Origin of the sequence: Polymorphobacter sp. (assembly GCF_051860865.1) — a bacterium.
Classification (GTDB): domain Bacteria; phylum Pseudomonadota; class Alphaproteobacteria; order Sphingomonadales; family Sphingomonadaceae; genus Sandarakinorhabdus.
In genome coordinates this window covers 18,381-40,847 of record NZ_JBIMKZ010000003.1, presented here as the reverse complement: position 1 = coordinate 40,847, position 22,467 = coordinate 18,381, and the positions used below count along the sequence as shown (strand labels likewise).

20 protein-coding genes are annotated in these 22,467 nt (G+C 64.6%); 8 read left to right on the top strand and 12 right to left on the bottom strand.

What is annotated here, in order from left to right:
* Window positions 1-116: 116 nt before the first annotated feature.
* Genes pgsA through ACTIFJ_RS01220 form a run of 3 tightly spaced genes read left to right on the top strand, consistent with a single transcriptional unit; the run spans window position 117 to window position 1,375 of the window.
* Window positions 117-677, top strand: coding sequence for a CDP-diacylglycerol--glycerol-3-phosphate 3-phosphatidyltransferase (gene pgsA / locus ACTIFJ_RS01230; RefSeq protein ID WP_439532294.1), 561 nt, complete (start codon window positions 117-119; stop codon window positions 675-677).
* Complete coding sequence (gene moaD, locus ACTIFJ_RS01225; RefSeq protein ID WP_439532257.1) at window positions 674-925, top strand: molybdopterin converting factor subunit 1; 252 nt, start codon at window positions 674-676, stop codon at window positions 923-925. The genes pgsA and moaD overlap by 4 nt, the downstream gene beginning before the upstream one ends.
* Entirely contained in the window at window positions 926-1,375 is a 450-nt protein-coding gene (locus ACTIFJ_RS01220) for a molybdenum cofactor biosynthesis protein MoaE (RefSeq protein WP_439532256.1), read from the top strand.
* Here ACTIFJ_RS01220 and ACTIFJ_RS01215 read toward each other — a convergent pair.
* From ACTIFJ_RS01215 to ACTIFJ_RS01190, 6 genes are all read right to left on the bottom strand, one after another.
* On the bottom strand, window positions 1,372-2,616 hold the full coding sequence (locus ACTIFJ_RS01215; RefSeq protein WP_439532255.1) for a sensor domain-containing phosphodiesterase: 1,245 nt from the start codon (window positions 2,614-2,616) through the stop codon (window positions 1,372-1,374). The two genes, ACTIFJ_RS01220 and ACTIFJ_RS01215, sit on opposite strands and share 4 nt — an antisense overlap.
* A gap of 121 nt (window positions 2,617-2,737) precedes the next feature.
* Window positions 2,738-4,384, bottom strand: coding sequence for an acetolactate synthase large subunit (locus ACTIFJ_RS01210; RefSeq protein WP_439532254.1), 1,647 nt, complete (start codon window positions 4,382-4,384; stop codon window positions 2,738-2,740).
* Window positions 4,385-4,407: 23 nt separating this feature from the next.
* Window positions 4,408-5,766, bottom strand: a complete 1,359-nt coding sequence (gene gdhA, locus ACTIFJ_RS01205) for an NADP-specific glutamate dehydrogenase (RefSeq protein WP_439532253.1) — start codon at window positions 5,764-5,766, stop codon at window positions 4,408-4,410.
* Between the two features lie 139 nt (window positions 5,767-5,905).
* Window positions 5,906-6,694 carry a 3-hydroxybutyrate dehydrogenase gene (locus ACTIFJ_RS01200; RefSeq protein WP_439532252.1) on the bottom strand — a complete coding sequence of 263 codons (789 nt, stop codon included), beginning with the start codon at window positions 6,692-6,694 and terminating at the stop codon, window positions 5,906-5,908.
* Entirely contained in the window at window positions 6,691-7,836 is a 1,146-nt protein-coding gene (locus ACTIFJ_RS01195; RefSeq protein WP_439532251.1) for a patatin-like phospholipase family protein, read from the bottom strand. The genes ACTIFJ_RS01200 and ACTIFJ_RS01195 overlap by 4 nt, the downstream gene beginning before the upstream one ends.
* Window positions 7,837-7,896: 60 nt before the next feature.
* Window positions 7,897-8,319, bottom strand: coding sequence for an FKBP-type peptidyl-prolyl cis-trans isomerase (locus ACTIFJ_RS01190; protein ID WP_439532250.1), 423 nt, complete (start codon window positions 8,317-8,319; stop codon window positions 7,897-7,899).
* Between the two features lie 126 nt (window positions 8,320-8,445).
* Here ACTIFJ_RS01190 and ACTIFJ_RS01185 point away from each other — a divergent pair, with 126 nt between their 5' ends.
* A complete protein-coding gene (locus tag ACTIFJ_RS01185; protein ID WP_439532249.1) occupies window positions 8,446-9,498 on the top strand; it encodes a LacI family DNA-binding transcriptional regulator in 1,053 nt (350 codons plus the stop codon).
* Here the strand turns inward: ACTIFJ_RS01185 and ACTIFJ_RS01180 are convergent.
* Together ACTIFJ_RS01180 and ACTIFJ_RS01175 are read right to left on the bottom strand one after the other, a co-directional pair.
* Complete coding sequence (locus tag ACTIFJ_RS01180) at window positions 9,461-11,248, bottom strand: hydantoinase B/oxoprolinase family protein (RefSeq protein WP_439532248.1); 1,788 nt, start codon at window positions 11,246-11,248, stop codon at window positions 9,461-9,463. The genes ACTIFJ_RS01185 and ACTIFJ_RS01180 overlap by 38 nt on opposite strands.
* Window positions 11,245-13,305, bottom strand: a complete 2,061-nt coding sequence (locus tag ACTIFJ_RS01175) for a hydantoinase/oxoprolinase family protein (RefSeq protein WP_439532247.1) — start codon at window positions 13,303-13,305, stop codon at window positions 11,245-11,247. The genes ACTIFJ_RS01180 and ACTIFJ_RS01175 overlap by 4 nt, the downstream gene beginning before the upstream one ends.
* Before the next feature lie 78 nt (window positions 13,306-13,383).
* Here ACTIFJ_RS01175 and leuC point away from each other — a divergent pair, with 78 nt between their 5' ends.
* Genes leuC through ACTIFJ_RS01160 form a run of 3 tightly spaced genes read left to right on the top strand, consistent with a single transcriptional unit; the run spans window position 13,384 to window position 16,311 of the window.
* Window positions 13,384-14,793, top strand: coding sequence for a 3-isopropylmalate dehydratase large subunit (gene leuC / locus ACTIFJ_RS01170; protein ID WP_439532246.1), 1,410 nt, complete (start codon window positions 13,384-13,386; stop codon window positions 14,791-14,793).
* Window positions 14,786-15,424: a 3-isopropylmalate dehydratase small subunit gene (gene leuD / locus ACTIFJ_RS01165; RefSeq protein ID WP_439532245.1), complete on the top strand. Its 639-nt coding sequence runs from the start codon at window positions 14,786-14,788 to the stop codon at window positions 15,422-15,424. Before leuC ends, leuD begins: the two co-directional genes overlap by 8 nt.
* Complete coding sequence (locus ACTIFJ_RS01160) at window positions 15,424-16,311, top strand: isocitrate lyase/PEP mutase family protein (RefSeq protein ID WP_439532244.1); 888 nt, start codon at window positions 15,424-15,426, stop codon at window positions 16,309-16,311. Before leuD ends, ACTIFJ_RS01160 begins: the two co-directional genes overlap by 1 nt.
* 4 nt (window positions 16,312-16,315) lie before the next feature.
* On the opposite strand, the gene ACTIFJ_RS01155 is transcribed toward ACTIFJ_RS01160, so the two are convergent.
* Genes ACTIFJ_RS01155 through ACTIFJ_RS01140 form a run of 4 tightly spaced genes read right to left on the bottom strand, consistent with a single transcriptional unit; the run spans window position 16,316 to window position 21,320 of the window.
* Window positions 16,316-16,648, bottom strand: coding sequence for a hypothetical protein (locus tag ACTIFJ_RS01155; RefSeq protein WP_439532243.1), 333 nt, complete (start codon window positions 16,646-16,648; stop codon window positions 16,316-16,318).
* Window positions 16,645-17,820 carry a methyltransferase domain-containing protein gene (locus ACTIFJ_RS01150; protein WP_439532242.1) on the bottom strand — a complete coding sequence of 392 codons (1,176 nt, stop codon included), beginning with the start codon at window positions 17,818-17,820 and terminating at the stop codon, window positions 16,645-16,647. Before ACTIFJ_RS01150 ends, ACTIFJ_RS01155 begins: the two co-directional genes overlap by 4 nt.
* Entirely contained in the window at window positions 17,798-19,078 is a 1,281-nt protein-coding gene (locus ACTIFJ_RS01145) for an MFS transporter (protein ID WP_439532241.1), read from the bottom strand. Before ACTIFJ_RS01145 ends, ACTIFJ_RS01150 begins: the two co-directional genes overlap by 23 nt.
* A 7-nt stretch (window positions 19,079-19,085) precedes the next feature.
* Window positions 19,086-21,320 (bottom strand): TonB-dependent receptor, encoded by a 2,235-nt coding sequence (locus ACTIFJ_RS01140; protein WP_439532240.1) that lies wholly within the window; start codon window positions 21,318-21,320, stop codon window positions 19,086-19,088.
* A gap of 250 nt (window positions 21,321-21,570) precedes the next feature.
* Between ACTIFJ_RS01140 and ACTIFJ_RS01135 the strand changes: the two genes are divergently transcribed.
* On the top strand, window positions 21,571-22,467 hold an 897-nt coding region (locus ACTIFJ_RS01135), incomplete at its 3' end, for a LysR family transcriptional regulator (RefSeq protein WP_439532239.1).

The following is a 22,467-nucleotide window of genomic DNA, read 5'->3' as shown; positions in this document are numbered from 1 at the left end:
GCCAATGCCACAGCCACCCGCCCTGCCCTGCATCGCGCGTTTCGAACGGACTATCCTGACGCGGGCCGATGCGCCTGCTTTCCTCGCCCGAACCAATCTTCTAAAGCTTGTCGGTGTTGTCCAGCTTGCCCAACCTCCTCACCCTCAGCCGCATCTTTGCGGTGCCGCTGCTTGTCATCCTGATGTGGGGCCGAGAACCCTGGGAGTGGCTGGTGGCGTTCGGGCTTTATTGCATCGCCGGGTTGACCGATTATCTCGATGGCTATCTGGCGCGAGCGCAGGGCACGGTGTCGAAGCTCGGGGTGTTCCTCGATCCGATCGCCGACAAGATCATGGTTGCCGCCGTGATCGTCATGCTGATCCACTCGGGGACAATTCATGGCTTGGCGACGGTGGCGGCGCTGATCATCCTGCTGCGCGAGATCTTCGTGTCCGGGCTGCGCGAGTATCTGGCGGCGCTGCAGGTGTCGATGCCGGTCAGCCAGCTGGCGAAGTGGAAAACGGCGGCGCAGATGGTGGCGCTCGGCGCATTAGTGCTGGATGGCGCCACGGCGCGGATGTGGCCGGCGCTGCCGGCGCTGGAGATCGGGCTGGTCTGCCTCTGGGCCTCGGCGGTGCTGACACTGATTACCGGCTATGATTATCTGCGAACCGGCCTGAAGCACATGGATACATGACGATCCTGTATTTTGCCTGGGTGCGCGAGATGGTCGGCGCCAACGACGAATCGGTCGAGTTACCGCCGCAGGTTGCAACAGTCGGCGAATTGCTCGACTGGCTGGCGACGCGCTCGGGCGGCCATGGGTCGGCCTTGGCCGATCGTAGTCGCATCCGCACCGCCCTCGACGACGAGTTCGCCACACTGGACACAGTGATCGGTGACGCGCGCGAACTGGCGATTTTTCCACCCGTGACCGGCGGCTGAATGGCGATCGCCGTTAGCGTCCAGCCCGGGCCGTTCGACGCAGGCCATGAGCTTGCTCGGCTTGGCGCGGGCCGCGCCGATATCGGGGCGGTCGCCAGCTTCATTGGCCTGGTTCGCGCCGATGACGGTCTGACGGCGTTGACGCTCGAACATCATCCGACAATGACCATCCGGCAGCTCGAGGCCATTGCCCGAACGGCTGGCGATCGCTTTCCACTCCTTGGTGGCACCATCATCCATCGGCATGGGCGCCTGCTGCCTGGGGAAGCGATCGTTCTTGTCGCGGTATCGAGCATCCACCGTGGCGCCGCTTTTTCGGCCTGCGAATTCCTGATGGACTGGCTGAAGACCCGGGCGCCGTTCTGGAAGCTGGAAGAGGGCAACTGGGGCAAACGCTGGGTCGACGCCAAGCCGGACGATGACGCCGCCGCCGAACGCTGGGCCCGCTAAGCGATCAGGGTCAGGGCCTCGGCCAGCGACTGGGGCTTGCCCAGCAGATAACCTTGGATGGTCCGAAAACCGAGGGCGCGCAATGTCGCCAGCTCGGATTCCGCCTCGACGCCTTCGGCAATCATCACGCTGCCCACCTGCTCAGCGAAAACGCCAAGGGCGGCGGCCAGCGCGCGGCGGCTGGGATCACGCTCGATGCCGGTTACGAAGAATCGATCCAGCTTGATGATATCGGGGCGGAGCTGAAGTATCTGCTGCAAGCCACTGTATCCCGAACCGGCATCGTCGATGGCGATCCTGAGTCCAGCGGCACGCATTTCCGCAAGGGCGGCATGAAGAACCAGGAAATCCTCCACCCCCTTTTGCTCGGTGATTTCCAGGATGATGCGCTTCAGATCAAATCCGGCAAGAACGCCGGCGAGCGCCGGGTCGCTCGCCGTCTGCGGCGAAGCATTAACGGTAACATAAATATCGTTCGGCAAGCGAGTTAGCGCGCCGAGAGCATGCTCGATGGCCCGTAGTTCCAATTCGAGGCTCAATCCCGCGCGTCTTGCATCGGCAAACCATGCGTCGGGCGACCGATAGGGCTCCAGATGGAAGCGGGCCAGGGCCTCAAAGCCAATCGGATGGTGGGGGCCCGCTTGGGTCGCGCCAATCTGCCAGATCGGCTGGTAGACCATATCGAGTCCGTCTCCGGCGAGGATCTGCTCGATCGTGGTGCGAATGGTCGCCACCTCGGCACCGGCCAGCTTCTGCTTGTCAATCTCGAATGCGGCGAGATCGGCAAAAGCCCGCATCATCGCCAGATCGCGCGGATTAAGCGTCGCGTCAGCTTGCGGACCAAGGCAGCAGAACATTCCGAACAACGTGCCATCGGCAAGGCGCAGCGGCACGCTAACATGGGCACCGATCGGTATCGCAGCGGTAATCGGCATGGAGACAGCCAATGGTTCGGCGCTTGTATCAGGGATGAGCTCGGGCAAGCGACCTTCGACGATGTGCCTACAATAGACATCATCGAGCGACCGCATGTCACCGGGCTTGATCAACGCTTCGAGCCCGGGCGCATCGACGTGACGAAAGACCGAATCATTACCTATAATTTCTGAGACATACGCAACCTGAAGGCCAAGATGTGTACGAACGGCACGGAGGTAATTCTCGATGATGCCGTCCCCTGCGCCTATTACTAATCGAGAAAGGCCGCCGTCATCGATGGAAGGAGCGGAGAAGTGTGACACACATGACTCCCTGAGCGGATCAGCAACAGCGGGAGGCCGTGTCTGTCAGGATGCAGGCATGCGCTTCGTCGGATGAATTACAACAGGCAATGTGTCGCGGGCCGTTTCACCCTGATACTGTTTAAAGTGCTGCGGACAATTCCTTTATTTCCTTGTTAAGGATGCGATCATTATCGGAATAGTCGACTGGGCAGTCGATCAGGTGGACACCTGGTGTATTGAGGCAATGCTCCAAAAGACCAGGCAGCATGTCCGCAGAAGTAACGCGGTGCCCAACGGCGCCATAGCTTTCCGCATAGGCGACAAAGTCGGGGTTTCCATAGGTCAGGCCCCAGTCCTTGAAACCCATATTGGCCTGCTTCCAGCGGATCATGCCATAGCTGTTGTCGTTGAGGATCAGCACGGTGATGTCGAGGCCAAGCCGGACGGCGGTCTCCATCTCCTGGCTGTTCATCATGAAACCGCCGTCACCGCAGATCGCCATTACCTTGCGGTCCGGATAGACCATGTTCGACGCCATCGCCGACGGCAGGCCGGCGCCCATCGAGGCCAGCGCGTTGTCGAGCAGCACGGTGTTCGGCTGATAGGCCGTGTAATTCCGAGCGAACCATATCTTGTAGACGCCATTGTCCAGCGCGATGATGCCGCTCTCGGGCATCGCCTTGCGGACCTGGTCGACCAGATATTGCGGATAGATCGGGCAGCGGCGATCGTCGAGCGCGGCGTCGCGGTGCTTCACCTCGGCAGCGCGGGCGGCGAGCATGGCCCCGAAATCCCAGTGCGGCTGGACCTGGAGCGCGTCCTTGAGCTGCCAGACGGCATTGGCGATATCCCCGACCACTTCGATCTGCGGAAAATAGACCGGATCGACCTCGGCCGAGCGGAAGCTCATATGGATGACGGTGGTGCCGTTGGCAGTCATGAAGAACGGCGGCTTTTCGATGACGTCATGGCCGACGTTGATGATGACATCGGCCTTGCGGACGGCAGCGTGGACAAAATCGCCGGCGGACAGCGCCGCGCAGCCAAGAAAGCGGGGATGCCGCTCGTCGATGACTCCCTTGCCAAGCTGGGTCGTCAGAAACGGAATGCCTGTTTTCTCAACGAGTTCGAGCAGCATCTTGGACGTCATCGTGCGGTTGGCGCCGGCGCCGATGACGAGGATCGGCGATTTGGCGGCCTCGATGGCACGGACGGCGGCGAGGATCGCCTTGCCATCGGCGAGCGGGCGCCGGGCATAGCTGGGCGGGATCGGCGTGGCGTCGGTGGGATCGTGGGCGATGTCCTCAGGCAGTTCGAGGTGAGTGGCGCCGGGCTTCTCCTCTTGCGCCAGCCGGAACGCCTCGCGGACGCGTGCCGGGATATTGTCGGCGCTTGCAAGCTGATGCGTATATTTGGTGATCGGCCGCATCATGTCGACGACGTCGAGGATCTGGAAGCGGCCCTGCTTGGACTTCTTGATCGGCTTCTGGCCGGTGATCATCATCATCGGCATCCCGCCGAGATAGGCATAGGCGGCGGCGGTGACCAGATTCGTCGCTCCCGGCCCCAGCGTCGCCACGCAGACCCCGGCCTTGCCGGTGTGGCGGCCATAGGTCGAGGCCATGAAGCCGGCGCCCTGCTCATGGCGGGTGAGGATCAGCTGGATTTTTGTCGAGCGGGACAGCGAATCGAGAAAGTCCAGATTTTCCTCGCCGGGAACGCCGAAGACATATTCGACCCCTTCCCCTTCGAGGCATTGCACGAGCAGATCGGAAGCCTTGGTCATGTCGTTCCCCTCATCCGGTCCGGTCAGACCACGCCATAGGCGAGCATGGCATCGGCGACCTTCTTGAAGCCGGCGATGTTGGCGCCCTTCACATAATCGACATGGCCGTCCTTGCCGCGGCCATATTCAAGGCAGCGTTCGTGAATTCCGGACATGATATCGAGCAAATGTTGCTGCAACTCTGCCTCTTTCCAGCTGATACGGGCCGAATTCTGGCTCATTTCCAGCCCGGAAACGGCCACACCACCGGCATTCGAGGCCTTGCCGGGCGCGAACAGAATCTTCGCCGCCTTGAACACATGCACCCCGTCGAGGTCGGTCGGCATGTTGGCACCTTCGGCCACGGCCATGCAGCCATTGGCGATGAGCGTCTTGGCTTCCTCGCCATTGAGCTCGTTCTGGGTGGCGCAGGGCAGTGCCAGATCGCAGGGTACGCTCCAGGGCCGCGCGCCGCCGCCGTGGAAAGTGGCGCTGGTGAATTCCTTGGCATAGTCCGAGATGCGGCCACGGCGATGCGTCTTGTGCTCCTTCACCCAGTTGATCTTGTCCTGGGTAATGCCGTCCGGATCATGGATGAAGCCTTCCGAATCCGACAGCGTGACCACCTTGCCGCCGAGCTGGACGATCTTCTCTGCTGCATGGGTGGCGACATTGCCGGAGCCGGAGATGACTGCGGTCTTGCCGACGATCTCCTCGCCCTTGGTCTTCAGCATGTTCTGCAGGAAATACACGGCGCCATAACCGGTGGCCTCGGTGCGGATGAGGCTGCCGCCCCATTCCAGGCCCTTGCCGGTCAGCACCCCGGTGAAATTATTGGTGATCCGCTTGTACTGGCCGAACATGAAACCGATCTCGCGGCCGCCGACACCGATGTCCCCGGCCGGGACGTCGACATCGGCCCCAATATGGCGGTAAAGTTCGGTCATGAAGCTCTGGCAGAAGCGCATGATTTCATTGACGCTCTTGCCTTTGGGATTGAAATTGGAGCCGCCCTTGCCGCCGCCCATCGGCAGGCCGGTCAGAGCGTTCTTGAAGGTCTGCTCGAAGGCGAGGAACTTCAATACGCTCTCGGTCACGGACGGATGGAAGCGCAAGCCGCCCTTGTAAGGGCCGATGGCGTTGTTGTTCTGCACGCGCCAGCCGCGCTGGACCCGGATATTGCCCTTGTCATCCTCCCAGCAGACCCGGAAGCTGATCACCCGGTCCGGTTCGGCGATGCGACGCAAAATCTGCGCCTCATGGTATTTCACCTTGTCTTCCATGAAGCCAAAGATGTCCTCGGCGACCTCGGTCACCGCCTGAACGAACTCATCCTGCCCTGGATTGCGCTTCTTCACGCCGGCGACGAACGTCGGCAGATCGACATGATCACTTGCAGCCATGATTATTCCCCCAAGGACCCCGTTGCAGGGCCACGCAGTCTACGCACCAGCGACCGACTCACGCGAACTGCGACACACTGTCCGCGTGTTCATCTACGCTGGCAAGCGGCGCGGGTTGCGCCGCGACGGGGGAACGTGATCAGCCGGCGGTCCAGCCGCCATCCATGCTGATATTGGTGCCGGTGATCTGGGCACTGGCATCCGAGCAGAGGTGCAGCGCCATGGCGGCGACCTGCTCGACCGTGACGAAAGCCTTGGTCGGCTGGGCGGCGAGCAGCACGTCGTTGAGCACCTGCTCGCGCGTCAGGCCGCGCGCCGCCATGGTATCAGGGATCTGCTTCTCGACCAGCGGGGTCCAGACATAGCCGGGCGAGATGGCGTTGACGGTGATGCCATGGAGGGCGGTTTCCAGCGCTACGGTCTTGGTCAGGCCGATGAGCCCGTGCTTGGCGGAGACATAGGCGCTCTTGAACGGGCTGGCGGCGATCGAATGGGCGCTGGCCGTGGAAATGATGCGACCCCAGCCGCGTGCCTTCATCCCCGGCACCACGGCCGCCATGCCGTGAAAAGCGGCGGTGAGGTTGAGCGCGAGGATCAGGTCCCAACGGTCGGCCGGAAAATCCTCGACCGGGGCGACATGCTGCATGCCGGCGTTATTGACGAGAATGTCGAGGCGGCCGAAATCCCGCTCTGCCTTGGCGACCATGGCGCGAACGGCATCGCCGCTGGTCAGGTCCGAGCCATCATGGGCGGCGCGGACGCCGCGCGCTTCGAGATCGGTGAGCGTGGCCGCGATGGCGTCGGCCTCGCCAAAGCCGCCGATAATGACGTCAGCACCAGCCCCGGCCAGCGCCTCGGCGACAGCCAGGCCGATGCCGCTGGTGGCGCCCGTGATGAGGGCCACACGGTCCTTCAGGGAGAGGGTCATTCGGCGGCCTCCTGGAGATCGAGCGCCGGCGGCGCGGTAAGGTCGTGGCTGCTGATGCCCTCGGGCATGTCATGCGCCAGCTTGAGCGCACAGGCCATGCCGCCGGTCATGTCGCGGCGACCGGCGGTCCAGTGGGCGTGCATGGTGGCGCGGCTGAACTCGCGGCCCCTGGCGGCACCACGTACTGGCTGGTCGCGGTAGATGAGCTGGCCGATGGCGACACGGCCGCCGCTACGGACTTCGCGGGCGAGGGCCCGGGCCTCGCGGGTTTCAAGCAGTTCGCCCGGAAGCGATTCCAGTAGCTTGCGCCCAGCTTTGCGCACCGCATCGAGCTTGAGCCCAGCGTTGGTCACAAGACGCGTGCGGCTGGAAAAGCGAATGTCACTGACCCGCTCCTCGGCCTCCGCGATGCTCGCGGGCAGCGGGCCACGCGCGGGAAAGAGATCGACCTGGATCACCACGATGTCGGTGCGGTCGTGCATGTCGAGGACATGCTCGAGCGGCGTATTGGACACCAGCCCGCCGTCCCACCAATATTGGCCGTTGATCAATACCGGTTCGAAGCCCGGCGGCAACGCGGCACTGGCCATCACATGCTCGGGCCCGAGCCGTTCATGCTCGGTATCGAAATAGCGGAAGTTGCCGCTCTCGACATTGACGGCGCCAACCGAAAGCCGGACTTCCTCAGAATTGAGCAGGTCCCAATCGATCAGCCGTTCGAGCGTTTCGCGCAGCGGGCTCGTGTCATAATGGCCGAGCGGGCCCGCAAGCCATGGGGCGACCGGCGGCCAGTGCGGCTTGAAGAACCCCGGGGCGCCACCGACCGCCGTCATCGCAGCCGCCCATTGGTGCCAGGCGCCGGTGAGCGCCTTGCCGGAAAGATCCGCTTCAAGCATCAGGCCGGAGGTCACCAGGTCCCAGAACTCTTTCAACCGTGACAATCGGTCGCCCGGATGATTGCCGGCAATGAGGGCGCCGTTGATCGCGCCGATCGACGTGCCGGCGACCCATTCCGGACAGAAAGCGGCCGCATCAAGTGCTTCGAAGACGCCGGCCTGGTAACTGCCGAGTGCGCCGCCACCCTGCAAAACCAGTACTTTGGCCGGCGTTCTTGAATCCCTCTTGATACCCTTCCAGTTCATCTGACACCTTGCTAATTGGTTTCTTCGCACTTGCAGCATAGCAAATCTGCTGGCCGGCGGCTACTCCGCTTGAAGCAGTTCGACGTCGAAGATCAGCGTCGCGCCCGGCGGTATCACGCCGCCGGCGCCGCGTGCGCCATAGCCCATTTCGGGCGGTACGATCAGCGTCCGCTGCTCGCCGGGCTTCATGCCGGCAACGCCCTCGTCCCAACCGCCGATAACCTCGCCGGCGCCGAGCAGGAAGACGAACGGGTCGCCACGATCTCGCGAGCTGTCGAAACGGGCGCCGCGGCCGCCCTTGCCGGGAGCGAGATCGAACAGCCAGCCGGTATAATGGACCGCGACGTAATTGCCGCTTACGGCCGGCGTGCCGGCGCCTTCCCGAACGAGGACATAGCTGGTGCCGCCGGACAGGTGCACCGCAGGTGGGGTGCCGGCGGCAGCGGCAGCAAGCACGGCCGCGGCCGCCATCATCATGTCCATCGTGTCTCTCCTTTGGCTCTTGAGGCCCGGCATACCGGCCAGACCGGGCAATTCAAGTCCCCGGCAATTCCCAAGCGAGGCGGGCTGGGCTAATCCTCTCGGCATGGAGCGGGCGAACAGACGATAATGCGGCGGCGGGCGATCACGTCGCGCGATGTCGCCGAGCGGGCCGGCGTATCGCAGGCCTCGGTATCTCGCGCCTTCACGCCAGGGGCAACACTGTCTCCGGCACTTCGGGAGCGAATTAAGAAAGCTGCAGAAGAACTTGATTATATTCCGAACTCGATTGCCAGCAGTCTGACGAGGGCGCGGACCAACACAATCGCGCTGATCATCGGCGATACCGACAATCCCTTCTATATCCATGTGCTACGGGCGTTCCTGGCGGCGCTCCAGGCGCGCGGACAGCAAGCACTGACCTTCACAGTTGCGCCCGGCGCAACCAGCGACGATGCGATCCGCCAAGTGCTGCGCTTTCGCGTTGACGGGATCATCCTGACAGCCGCCCAGGTGTCGACGCGGGTGGTCAGCCTCTGCGAGGATCGGGGCATTCCGATCATCCTTTTCAACCGCTATATCCCCGGCGCCGACCTGCCCGTGGTGCGGTGCGACAATTTCGGCGGTGGGCGGCTGATGGCACAGGCGCTCATCGCGGCCGGGGCACGCAGCTTCGCGCTGATCAAGGGCGACCCGATGGGGACGACCAGCCAGGACCGTGCCAAGGGCTTTTTTGCCGGGCTCGCTGAGGCCGGGCTCGCAGCGGCGGCGGTCACGGCGCTGGAGGGCGGCTCAACCTATAATGGCGCATTAGAGGCGTTCAGCCGGGCGTATGGCGCGGACGATGCGCTGCCTGATGCCGTATTTGCCGTCAATGATATCATGGCAATGGCGGCAATTGATCGTTTCCGTCATCAACTCGGGCGGAGGGTACCCGAGGATGTCATGGTGGCGGGATTCGACAATTTGCCCGAGGGTGCCCGCCTGCCCTATCGGCTGACGACGCTCGACCAGCCCGTCGGCAAGATGGTTGCCGAGACGCTCGCACTTCTCGACCAGCGGCGGTCGGGCGAGGCGACCGAGCGGCTGGTGCCGAGCCGGCTGATCTGGCGCGATACGGTGCCAGGATTGGCGCCGGCCGCAGCTATTCCGCCGCCTGCGCCGGCTCGAAGCCAAAGCTGAACGGCGCCGGGGCGCCGCGGGACTGGCGCATCCGGGCGCGCAGCGCCTCGGTAGCGGCGATGTCGGCGCTGCCGTCCTCGCCGAGCGTCACGCCATAATCACGCAGCGCCTTTTCGCGCGAGGTGATGTCATCAGCGACATCGCGGGCGACGAGCGCTGGCGCACGGTCGAGCGGATCGCCCCAGCCGCCAGAGCCGGCGGTGCGGAACAGGATACGGTCCCCCGGCTGGACCTTGAGATTGTCGATCTTCGACGGGATGCGCTCGGGTGCGGCGGCACCGGCGCGGTGCAGCCATTTGGACGAGGTGCCGCCATAAAGCCCGCCGTTGATGCCCCAGGGCGGCACGGTCTCGCGGTCGTCGTGAATCGAAACCTCGCCGGCTTCGAGCAGATGGTAGATCTTCTCAATACCGGCGCCGCCCTTGTGCAGCCCGGCGCCGCCTGAATCTCTGATCGGACGATAGCTTTCGACCACAACCGGATAATAATTCTCGATATATTCGATCGGTGTGGCGCTGAACAATGGCCACCAGGCATGGCCATCGAGCCCGTCGCCGCGCGGCCGGCCGGGGACGCCGCCGAACAGCAGCTCCATCAGCTGGAAGTAGCGATTCTCGCCATCATGGCCGGAAAAGATGAAGTGCGGGCTGGTGCCATAGCCTGCGGCCATCGACAGGTGCGGCGCCTGCTGGCCGAGCGCGCCAGCCTGGCAATCGAAGAACCGCGTGTGGGTGTTGAGCCGGTTGCCGAGCGGGGCCGGGAAGCGCGGGTTGAGCAGGCTGCCCTCGGGCAGGACGATTTCGAAAAGGTCGTAAAAGCCCTCGTTGAACAGCATCTCGGGATCGAAGGCCATGATCATGTAGATGCCGAAGAACAGCTTGCAGAGGCCCTCATGGATCATGAAATTGATCGGGCCTTCGGCCTGGTCGGCGGTGCCGGTCCAGTCGAACACCGCCTTGTCGCCGCGCCGATAGATCGACAGGGTCATCCGGAACGGACCGTTGCCGCGGCCATCGTCATCGACATAGTCGGTGAAGCTGACCGGCGTGTGCGGGATGTATTTCTCGATCAGCGCCTTCATCGCCGCATGGGTGCGCGCCAGCAGCAGGTCGCACGCGCCGAGATAGGTGTCGCGGCCGAAGCGGTCGCAAAGTTCGCTGACCCGCTTGGCGGCGACCTTGCAACCGGCGATCAGCGCCATCAGGTCTGAACGGTTGGAATGCGGGGTGCGCGAATTGTTGAGCATGATCGCCAGCACGGCGTCATTGAGCTTGCCCTTGTCATAGATCTTGATCGGCGGAATGCGCAGCCCCTCCTCCCAGATCGACCGGGCATCGAACGGCATCGAACCGGGAACCTTGCCGCCGACGTCGATCATATGGCCGAACATCGATGAATAGCCGACCAGCACGCCCTGGTGGAAAATCGGCATCATCACACACCAGTCGTTGTTGTGCGAGATCGAGCCCTTGCAGGCATAGGGATCGTTCCAGACGAAGATATCGCCCTCGTGGATATCGTCCATATATTGCTCGACGACGCCGGGGATGTAGCTGCCGAACTGGCCGACGACCATCTGGCCGCGCTGGTTGCAGATCATCGGAAAGGCATCATTTTGCTCACGGATCACCGGGGACAGCGAGATGCGCTTGAGCACGCTGTCCATCTCGTTGCGGGCGTTGACCAGCGCATTCTGGATGATGTCGAGCGAGATCGGATCGATCGGCGCTGTGGTGGAAGCCTGGGTCATTTGACGTCTCCCGTATTGGGCCAGATCAGGAGATGGCCGTGTTCATCGAGGCTGGCATGGTGGTCGGGCAGCAGCACGGTGGTCGAGTCATATTGGCGGATGATCGCCGGGCCTTCAACACGCATCCCCGACGCCAACCGGTCGCGGTCGTAGTGCGGGGTGTCGTGCCAGGCGCCGTCGAACCACCCGGGGCGGGTCTCGATGACGGCGTCGGCCAGCGTGCCGGTGGCGGCACCTTCGAACGCATTCTCCATCGGCGGTGTGGCGCCGGTGGCGACGACGCGGAGCGCCACCAGCTCGACGGGGACGGCGAAACGCACGCCGTAAAGCCGCTCATGCACGGCGTGGAAATCGGCAATCACCGCATCGAGGCTGGTGCCGGGTGTAACGGCATCCGCCGGGACGGGCACCGAAACCTCGAAGCCCTGCTGTTCGTAGCGCAGGTCCATCGTGTAGCCGATGGTGCGAGCAGCGGGCGGAACGGCCTGGGTCTCCAGCCAGCCGGTGGCGCGCCCGGCGAGCTGGGCGAACCGCTGCCAGATCTGGTCAGGATCGACGCTGGCGGCCGGGCGGATGAAGGTCTGGACGAACTCGTTCTTGAAATCGGCCTCGAGGAAGCCGAGCGCCGACAGCACGCCGGAATTGGGCGGCACGATGACCGGGTAGCAGCCGAGCAGCCGCGCCATGGCATTGCCATGCAACGGCCCGGCGCCGCCGAAGGCAACCAGGCCGAACTCGCGCGGATCGAAACCGCGCTGGACGGTAACGGTGCGCAGCGCGCCGAGCATGACCTCATTGGCGATGTCTACGATGCCCTGCGCGGCCTGCTGGGGGGCGAGGCCGAGCGCGTCGCCGATGGTGGCAATGGCGGCTTCGGCGGCTGGCACGTCCAGTGCCATGTCACCGCCGAGAAGTACGGGGGGGAGATAGCCGAGGACCACATTGGCATCGCTCACCGTCGGCTCGGTGCCGCCGCGGCCATAGGCGACCGGGCCGGGCATGGCGCCGGCGCTGCGCGGGCCGACCCGCAGCGAGCCGGTCAGCGGTGCCACCTCGGCGATCGAGCCGCCACCGGCGCCGACGCTCTTGACGTCGAGCGTCGGCACCTTGGCGGGGAAAGCGCCGACTTCGGTGGAGCGGGTGATTTCCGGCTTGCCGTCGATGATCACCGAGACGTCGGTCGAGGTGCCGCCCATGTCGAAAGCGAGGAGCCGCGGCAGGCCGGTGCGGCGGGCAATCATTGCGCAGGCGGTGACGCCGCCGGCGGGGCCGGACAGGACGGTGTGGACCGGGCGGTCAGCGGCAGCGGCGGCGCTCATCAGGCCGCCATCGGAGCGGACGATGTGCAACGGCGCGGCGACGCCCTCGTCGCCGAGCCGGTCCTCGATGCGTGACAGATAGCGGGTCATGATCGGGCGGACATAGTCGTTCATCACCGTGGTGATGGTGCGATCATATTCGCGAAATTCGGGCAGGATTTCGGACGAAAGCGAAACCGGAATAGACGGAAAACGGGCCCGAACGATCTCGGCAAGGCGCATTTCGTGTGCCGGATTGGCGTAGCTGTGCATCAGCGAGATGGTCAGCGCCTCGATGCCGGAGCCGCAGAGGTCGTCGATCAGCGCCGTGGCGGCAGCTTCGTCGAGCGGGGTAAGAACGTCGCCGCGGGCGTTCATCCGCTCGGGAATGCCGCGCGTGTCGGCAAGGCGGGCGAGCGGCTCGGGCTTGTCCATGACGATCCAGCCGAACAGCGGCCCCGGCGTCCAGGACTTGGCGAGATGAAGGACATATTCGAAACCGGCCGTGGTCAGCAGGCCGACGCGGGCGCCCCGCCCTTCCAGCACGGCATTGGTTGCGACGGTGGTCCCGTGAAGGACGAGGGCGAGGTCGGCAGGCGCGATACCGGCGCGCTCGCAGATCAGCCGGATCCCGGCGGCGACACCCTTCGATTGATCCTCCGGCGTCGAGGGCGTCTTGGCGTGATAGGTGCGGCGATTGGCATCGTCATACAGCAGCAGATCCGTAAACGTGCCGCCGACATCCACCCCAAGCCGCATCATACTCTCCCGCTTGCCACAGCGCGTATGAATACGTATTCAGACCGCCTCCGTCAATGAATTTGCCGAAGGTATGCCATGCCGCTGACCCTTTACGAAAAGCTCTGGGAGGCGCACCGCATCGCCGACCTGCCCGATGGCCAGACGCTGATCGCCATAGACCGCCACCTCGTCCAGGAGGTGTCGAGCCCGCAGGCGTTTGAGGGTCTGGTGCTGCAGAAGCGGACCGTGCGCCGGCCCGACCGGCACCTCTCGGTCGCCGATCACGCGGTAACGACGCGGCCGGGCCACAAGCCGCCTGCCGGCTCGCTGGCGGCATTGCAGCTGCAGCGGCTGGAGGACAATGTCTCGCGCTTCGGCCTGCCCTATATCCCGATGGATGATCCGCGGCATGGCATCGTCCATATCATCGGGCCGGAGCTGGGCTTCACCCTGCCCGGCTGCACCTTGGTCTGCGGGGACAGCCATACCTCAACCCATGGCGCCTTCGGCGCGCTGGCCTTCGGCATCGGATCGAGCCAGTGCGAGACGGTGCTGGCGACCCAGTGCCTGCAGCAGGACAGGCTGAAGCCGATGCGCATCCGGCTGAACGGCCAGATGGGTGCGGGCGTGACGGTGAAGGACATCATCCTCCATGTCATCGGGCTGATCGGGGTCGATGGCGGGCGCGGCCATGCCATCGAATATGCCGGGTCGGCAATTGCCGGTCTGTCGATGGAAGCGCGGATGACGCTGTGCAACATGACGATCGAGGCCGGGGCACGGATCGGGATGGTTGCGCCCGATGAGGTGACTTTCGCCTATCTGAAGGGCCGGCCCTTGGCGCCGGCCGGGCCGATGTGGGACCAGGCCGTCGCCTATTGGCGGACGCTGCAGTCCGACGACGGTGCGGTCTTCGCCCGGGACATCGAGATCCATGTGTCGGAAATCGCGCCGCACGTCACCTGGGGAACGACTCCGGCCGATTGCGCGCCGATCACCGGCAAGGTGCCTGACCCGGCCGATGATCCGGCGCGGGCCCAGCAGGTCGAGCGGGCGCTGGCCTATATGAACCTCGTGCCAGGCACGTCCTTCACCGACATTGCGATCGACCGGGTGTTCATCGGCTCGTGCACCAATGCGCGGATCGAGGATCTTCGCCGCGCTGCCGGGGTGGCGCGTGGCCGGCGCGTGGCGGCGGGCGTGTCGGCGATGGTGGTGCCGGGATCGGCGCAGGTGCAGGCCGAAGCCGAGGCCGAGGGGCTGGATCGGGTCTTCCTCGACGCCGGGTTCGAGTGGCGCAATGCCGGCTGCTCGATGTGCGTGGCGATGAATGAGGACCGGCTGGAACCGGGGCAGCGCTGCGCCTCCACCTCCAACCGCAATTTCGAGGGCCGGCAGGGACCGGACGGTCGGACGCATCTGATGAGCCCGGAAATGGCGGCGGCGGCGGCGGTGACCGGCCGGCTGACCGATGTCCGTACGCTGATGGAGACGAGTCATGGATAAGTTCACCACGGTGACCAGCGTGGCAGCACCACTGCCTCAGGCCGATATCGATACCGACATGATCCTGCCGGCGCAGTTCCTGCTGCGGCTCGACCGGGCACTCGGGCCATTCGCCTTCCATGCGTCCCGGCACGGGCCGGTGCCGTTCGTGCTGGATCAACCGGCCTATAAGGGCGCGCAGATCCTCGTCGCGGGCCCGCGCTTCGGCATCGGATCGAGCCGCGAGCATGCGGTATGGGCGCTCCATGACCTCGGCGTCCGCTGCATCGTCGCGCCGAGCTTCGGCGAAATCTTCCAGGCCAATGCCGTGCGCAACGGCATCCTGCCGATCAGCCTCGATGCCGACGGCCATGCCCGGGTGCTGGCAGCGGCGGAAGCCGGCACGACGATCCGCGTCGACCTGGACGCCTGCATGCTGACCATCGACGGTGAACAGCCCCTGCCGTTCCCGGTCGCCGAGCATGACCGCGAGACGCTACGCGAAGGGCTGGACGAGACCGCCCAGATCCTCGCCCATCATGGCGCGGCGATCGAGGCGTTCGAGGCGCGGCAGGCGCGCGAAACGCCGTGGATCGACCTGACGCCGGCCCAGCTTGCCAGTTTCCAGTCGCTCAACAACAGGACCGCTTGATGACCCGTTCCGCTCTCAAGGCCGCGCTCGACGCCGGTGATTTCATTGCCGCGCCCGGCCTGTACGACATGATCTCGGCGGTCGTCGCCAACAAGATCGGCTTCGATTTCGTCTATGCCTCGGGCTATTGGTTGACCGCCTCGGGCTATGGCCTGCCCGATGCCGGGATCGTCAGCTACACCCAGATGCTCGACCGGGTGGCGACCCTGTGCCGGACGGTCAACGCCGGCGTCATCGCCGATGCCGATACCGGTTTCGGCGGGCTGCTCAACGTCCATCACACGGTGCGCGGCTATGAGGCCGCCGGCGTCGCGGCGATCCAGATCGAGGACCAGGAATTTCCCAAGAAGTGCGGGCACACGCCCAACAAGCGGGTGATTGCGCCGCAGGACATGGCCGAGAAGGTCCGCGTCGCCTGCGCGGCGCGCAGCAGCCCGGAGGCAATGCTGGTGATCGCACGAACCGATGCCCGCCAGCCCGAGGGCTTCGACGCCGCCATCGCCCGCGCCAACCTCTATGCCGAGGCCGGCGCCGACATTGTCTTCGTGGAAGCGCTGCACAGCGAGGACGAGATGCGCGCCGCCTGTGCGGCGGTACGCGCGCCGATGATGGCCAATATGGCACATGGCGGCCAGACGCCCATCCTGACGCCCGAGGCACTGAAGGCCATCGGCTACAGTCTGGCCATCTACCCGGCGATGACCGCGCTGAGCGCGGCGGCGGCGGTGGAGAAAAGCCTGGCGACGCTGAAGCGCGGGCAGATCCCGTCCGAGGCGCCGGGCGACATGTTCAACTTTTCCGAGTTCAACACGCTGATCGGCTTCGAGGACGTCTGGGCGTTCGAGAAGAAATGGGCGAAAGTCCCGCCGCTCGAGACGGCGGGCTGAGGCTTTACATCGGCGGCAGCGGGTCGGCCGTATGGTCCGGCATGCTGTCGCCGGGCACGCGGGCGAGCACGGTGCGGAACAGGTCGCGCAGCATGTCCTCGCGCATCCGTGCCAGTTCGGCCGCCTGCTCGGTGGTGGGCTGCCAGGCCTCGACGGCTTCGCGGCGGCCGTCCAGCGCCTCATGGGCATAGAGGCGTTCGCGCAGCACCCAGGTCTGCGAGGCCAGCTCGATGATCATGGTGAACATGTGATCGAGCGACGCTTCTTCGAGGAAGTGCGGGCGCTTGCCGGGGGCGCGCTCGAGCAGCGCCATGATGTCGGGGTTGCGATCGATCATTTGCGCAGCCCGAAGCCGAAGTATCGGAACGACTTGCTCAGCCGGCCGACCTTGTCATCGAAGCCATGGTCCTGTGCCAGGTCGGCGGCAAACTCGGCTTCGCTCATGGTGAAATACTGCGGCACGGTGAAGTGGAAATAGTCGTCAGCCTCGAAACCGGTGCCCTTGATCAGTTCAAGCACATCGGCATCGCGGAACTGCCGGTAATAGGGCTCGCGGTTATAATAGCAGTCCCAGTCCAGATAGAATTGGTCATAGGCATCGAGGAAGCGGTTGGGCGGCAGCTCCATGGTGACGAGCAGGCCGCCCGGCTTCAGCACCCGATGCGCCTCGGCGAAATAGGCCCGGATGTCCTTCAGCGACAGCTCGTGGAGGAACTGCGAGGAAAACAGGATGTCGAACATCCCGTCTTCGAAGCGCATGGCGGTGGCGTCCATCTGGTGGAAATGAATCGGCACGCCGAGGCTCTCGGCGCGGGCATGGCCGTAGCCGAGGGCCGAAGCGGAGACGTCGATGCCGTGCACCTCGGCGTCCGGGAAGACCTGCTTCCACGGCACGGTGTGATGGCCGATCGTGCACCCGCAATCGAGGATATGGGTAGGCGCGAGTTCCGGAAAGCGGTGCCGGATGTGGCGCGCCATCGACTGGCCGATATCATCGATATGCGGACCGATCATGCCGGCGGTGAACACGGTCAGGCCGTTATCATAGACGGCGCCGGCGAGCAGCGGATCGTCCGAAACATAGCCGCCCGGCATCAGATGGACATCGAGGCCGACCACATTCTCGGGAATGTCGAGCGCGGGATCGAGTTCCAGCGAGCCCACCGGCTCACTCGACAGCCGGGCAGCGGTGTCGACGATATGCGGCATGTTGGCGGCGATGCCGGGGATGACCGAGCGCCACGACATTTCCTGGGCGTTGTAGCGGGCGGCGCTGTAAACCTGAAACACGTCGTTGCGGCGCATCGCCTTGTGGATCATGTCTTGGTCCAGCGGCTGGTCCCCCGCCTTGCGGGTCAGCGCCGGAGCGACGCGGGCGCCATAGTCCGCTTTCATCGTCGCGGCGAGGTCGTTGAGGATGAAGCCGCGCAGGCTGGAGACAAAATCCTGCCGGGCGGCGCTGTCCCGATCAGGCGTGAACTTCAGATCATGCTTGAGCTCGAGGGGCATCCTGCTCTCCATGGTTCAAAAGACGGTTCCGGCGCGGATCGAAGCCGCGCGGCAGCCCGGCAATGGCCAGTGCCGACAGCAGCAGCGAAGGCACGACGATCAAGCTGAACGTCATCGTCCAGCCGAGCATCGGCACCAGATGCGCCACCAGAAGGGGGAAGCTGGCCATGCTGGCGCTGACGCAGGCGGTGCCGCAGACGGCGGCGGCGGTGGCGCGCAGATGCTCCGGGAAGGATTCGAGGACGAAGGTGATCAGGATCGCCGCCGTGCCATAATAGAAGATGCTGAGCAGCCCGAAGGCGATGATGTCTTCCGAAAAGCGCGTCGGCAGCCAGATGGTGACCAGGAACAGCGCCGCAGCGACGAGATTCCACAGCACGATGGTGTCCCGCCGGGTCAGCCACCAGGTGCTGACCAGCGCCGAGCCGATATAGCCGATCACCCCGACGCCGTAGCCGATGCCGACGATCAGCGCGGAATCGCCGAGGCCATAGCCGCGCACCTCGTTGAGGAAGGTCGGCAGGTAGAAGGCGGTGGCGGCAACGGCGCCGGAATTGAAGAAGAAGGCGGCGGCGCATAGCAATGTCGTACGGCGATGGGCCGGATCGAACAGCACCGCCACGGGCAGCGAGGGCCGTGCCTCACCGGCCGGGCGCGGCGGCTGCGGGCCGAACAGGCCGCGCGGCAACAGCGCCGCCAGCAACAGACCCATCGGCGCGATGATGAACCCGACATAGAAGAGCGGGCGCCAGCCGAGTTGCTCGATCAGCGGCGCGACGATCAGCGACGAGATCAGCCAGCCCAGCGGATAAGCGCATTGCAGGATCGCCACCATCATCGCCCGCCACCGCACCGGCGCGGCGCTGAGCACGATCGCCGAGGTGATTGGCGACAGCGCCGCGCTGAGCCCGAAGCTGGCGACGCGGGCGCCGGTGAAGGCGGTGACATCGACGAGCAGGCCCTGCACGCCGACCAGCAGCGCCGACAGGCAGAGGCAGAGCGGCAGCGTCCGCCGCGCGCCGTAGCGATCGGTGAGCATGCCGACGCCGATCGGGATGAACATGCCGGCGATGAAAGACAGCGAGATGATGGTGCCGATGCCGGCAAGATCGACATTGAAGGCCTGGCGGATCTGCGGCACTGCATAGGCGAACAGCGACTGATCGATATTGGTCAGCAGCCAGGCGGCGAAGGCCACGAACAGCACGCGGATGGCGACCGCGCGGCCGTCCGGTGCCGTATCGGGTGCCGTCGCCATCTAGGCGTCAGTAGCGGAAGCGCGCGGTGGCGGTGAACCGCCGCGGTTGGTTGGTGAACAGCTGGCCGAGGAGTTCCTGCACAACATAGACGTTATTCGTGCAGTTCTTGCAGGCAACACTCAACTCCCAATTATCGCCGGGGAGCTCCCAGCTCAGCTGGGCATTGACGGTGGCCTGGCCATCGACGCGGCCAACGAAGGTGTTGGACGGGCCGGTCTCGAACGCACTGGTGTACTGGATGTCGGCGGCGAGGCTCAGCGCGTGGTCGCTGCCCATCGGCACCCGGCCGACAAAACCGGCCTGGCCCGTGAACTCCGGGGTGCGCTGCAGCTTGGGCCCGAGCGCGGCGGCGATCGCGGCCGGCGTCAGTTCCTGATACTTGCTGTCGGTCAGGCCTAGGTTGCCGAAGAAGGTGAGCCCGTCGACCGGCTGGACGCTCGCCTCGACCTCGAGCCCCTGGACCAGGGCGCTGGCGGCGTTGACGGTGATGAAGTCGGTCGATACCGGCAGGATGCCCGGCACCTGGAGGTTGGAATATTCGGCGCGATAAAGCGTGGCGTTGATCCGCGCGCGGCCATCCCAGAAGTCAGACTTGGCGCCGAGTTCCCATGAGGTGACATATTCGGGATCGAAGGAGACGAAGCCCGAGGCAGCGAAGGCGCGGGCGTTCCAGCCGCCGGACTTGAAGCCGCGGGTGAACGAGGCAAACAGCAGCGTGTCCTCGGTGACCTTGAACTGCAGGGCAACGCGCGGGGTGAAGCGCTTGACCTTCAGTTCCAGCGGGATGCCCGCGGCGGCGAGATCGGCGGTGACCAGCGGCGCGCCGAAGGCGAGGCCGTTGACGGCAAAGTCCTTGGTCTCGGTGGTATAGCGACCGCCGAGCTGGAGCGAGAGGTTGGGCACGAACTCATAGTCGATCTGGCCATAGACGGCGAAGGACTTTGTGCCGTTCTCGATGATGCGGTCCCCGAACACGGTCGGGCCGACGCCGAGCAGGTCGACGGTGTCGATCACGGCGGTTCGGTTGCTCTCGTTCAGGTAGAACAGGCCCGTGACATATTGGAGCTTGCCGTCGAGGGTATTGCCGGCCAGCTTCACTTCCTGGCTGAACTGCTCGTGCAGGCCATCGTTAGACAGGTAGAAGTTGGAGCCGAAGCCACCGCCAAGTACCGGCTGATTGGTGTTCGCGAAATTGTCGAGGTTGAACTTTTGCTCGATCCGCGAATAGCCGGTGATGAAGCTGAGGTTGCCGACGCCGGTATCGACGGCGAGATTGGAGATCAGCAGCGTCGATTCAACGCCGTTGTAGAGGCATCCCTGTGACGCCCAGCTCTGGATCGGGCCCTGCGGCTTGCAGGTCCGGTCAGTGTAGCGACCAACGAGCAAGTCACCGGTCGCCGATTCCGGATAGACGGTGAAAGGCCCGGCGGGGCCGGGCTTGACGACGCCCGGCACGCCCTGGCCGGTATTTTCGGCGCTGATCCACTGGGCCGAGATGTCCCAGGTGATGTAGTCGGCCGGCAGCAGCCGGGCAGCGAGACGCCCACCCCAGGAGGATTCGCTGTTGAGGTTCTCGGTGCCCGGGTTCTTCAGCCAGCCATCGTCCTCGACCGTGAAGGCGCTGGCGCGGATCATGAAAGTGTCGGTGATCGGCGCGTTGACGGCGCCCTGGATGGCGCGACGATTGAACGAGCCGTAGCTGGCTTCGCCCTCGAACGACAGACGGTCGTTGGGCTTCTTGCTGATGATCGAGACGGCGCCGGCGGTGGTGTTGCGGCCGAACAGCGTGCCCTGGGGACCGCGCAGTACTTCGATCCGCTCGATGCCGGACAGGGCGATCTGGTTGGCGTTCTGGCGCGAGATATAGACTTCGTCGACATAGGTGCCGACCGGCAGGTCAAAGGTGGCGATCGATTCCGTGCTGCCCGAGCCGCGCAGGAAGTAGGTGACCGAAGTGCCGAGCAACACGTTGTTGGCGGTAACCATGTTCGGCACGCTGCGGGCGAGATCGATGGTCTGAACGATCTGACGCTGGGCGAGCGTGTCGGCAGACAGCGCGCTGACCGTAACCGGGATGTCCTGAATGTTCTGCGATCGGCGCTGGGCGGTGACGATGATCTCGTCGAGACGGCCGGATACGGCCTCGTCCGCGGCCTGCTGCGCCAGCGCCGCACTACCCTGGCTCAGGCCGATGGCCAACGCCACGCCACACAACAGCTTCACCCGCAACGGATCGGTCATCATCGCGTCCCCCTTTTGTGACAATCGTCTATGACAGACGCCAACTCTATATGTCTTTTGATCTATATCAACAAAAAAAATTTGCCTTTGATCGATTGCCATGACACATCGACGGCATGATCGTGACGGGCAGTCTCATCAGCAAACCGGCACCGACCGGACCGGCCAAAGCCTGCAAATCGCGTTGCAGGGTACTGGAGATGCTGCCATTTTCCGGATCGGCAAATTGCCGACCGGGGGGCCTGGGCCGATGGATCTGATCAACGTTTCACGCTTCCTCGCCGTGATCGAGGAGAAGAGCTTCGCCCGGGCGGCGAAGAAGATGCAGATCACGCCGCAAGCTATTGCCTTCTCGATCACCAAGCTCGAGACCGAGCTCGACGCCAAGCTTTTCGATCGTGAGCCCGGCGGCGTCACCAGCCCCACCGAATATGCGATGATCCTCGAAGAATATGCGCGCACGCTGATGATCAACGAGCGCCGCGCCGTGATGGCCGTGCGCCTCGCGAAGCGAGCCGAAACCGGCTGGCTGCGCATCGGCATCGGCGAGACCATGGCCGACGAGATGCTGGCGCCAACGCTGATGGAGCTATTGGCCGAGCGGCCCGATGTGCGGATCGCCGTGGTCGAGAACTATACCGACCAGCTGATCGAGCGGATGCAGCGCGGCGAACTCGATCTCGTCGCCGGTTCTCCGGTGACGGCGATCGACCGGATGCAGAATTTGGCGCAGCATGTGCTGTTCAAGGCGACCGATTTCGTTGTCGCGCGTGCCGACCATCCCCTGGCCGGCAAGGCCGGGGTGACGCTCGAGGATATGCAGGACCAAAGCTGGCTGGTGCCCTATGCGCGCAGGGACACCCATGATGCGGTGATCGCCGCCTATCTGGAAGCCGGGCGGAAGCCGCCGAGCTCGTTCCTGTTTTCCGATGCGCCGATGCTGGGGCAGGTGCTTATCAAGCGGCATGATTTTCTGCTGCTGTCACCGCCCGAGATGGCGCAGCTCGGCGAAAAATCGGCGATGGTCCGGATCGACGCGGCCAAGCCGACGATCGAGCGCACCGCGTGCCTGATCTATCCCAGCGACCGCCCGCTCTCCGAACTGGCCAAGATTGCGCGCGACAAGATCCTTGTCCGCTACACCAGA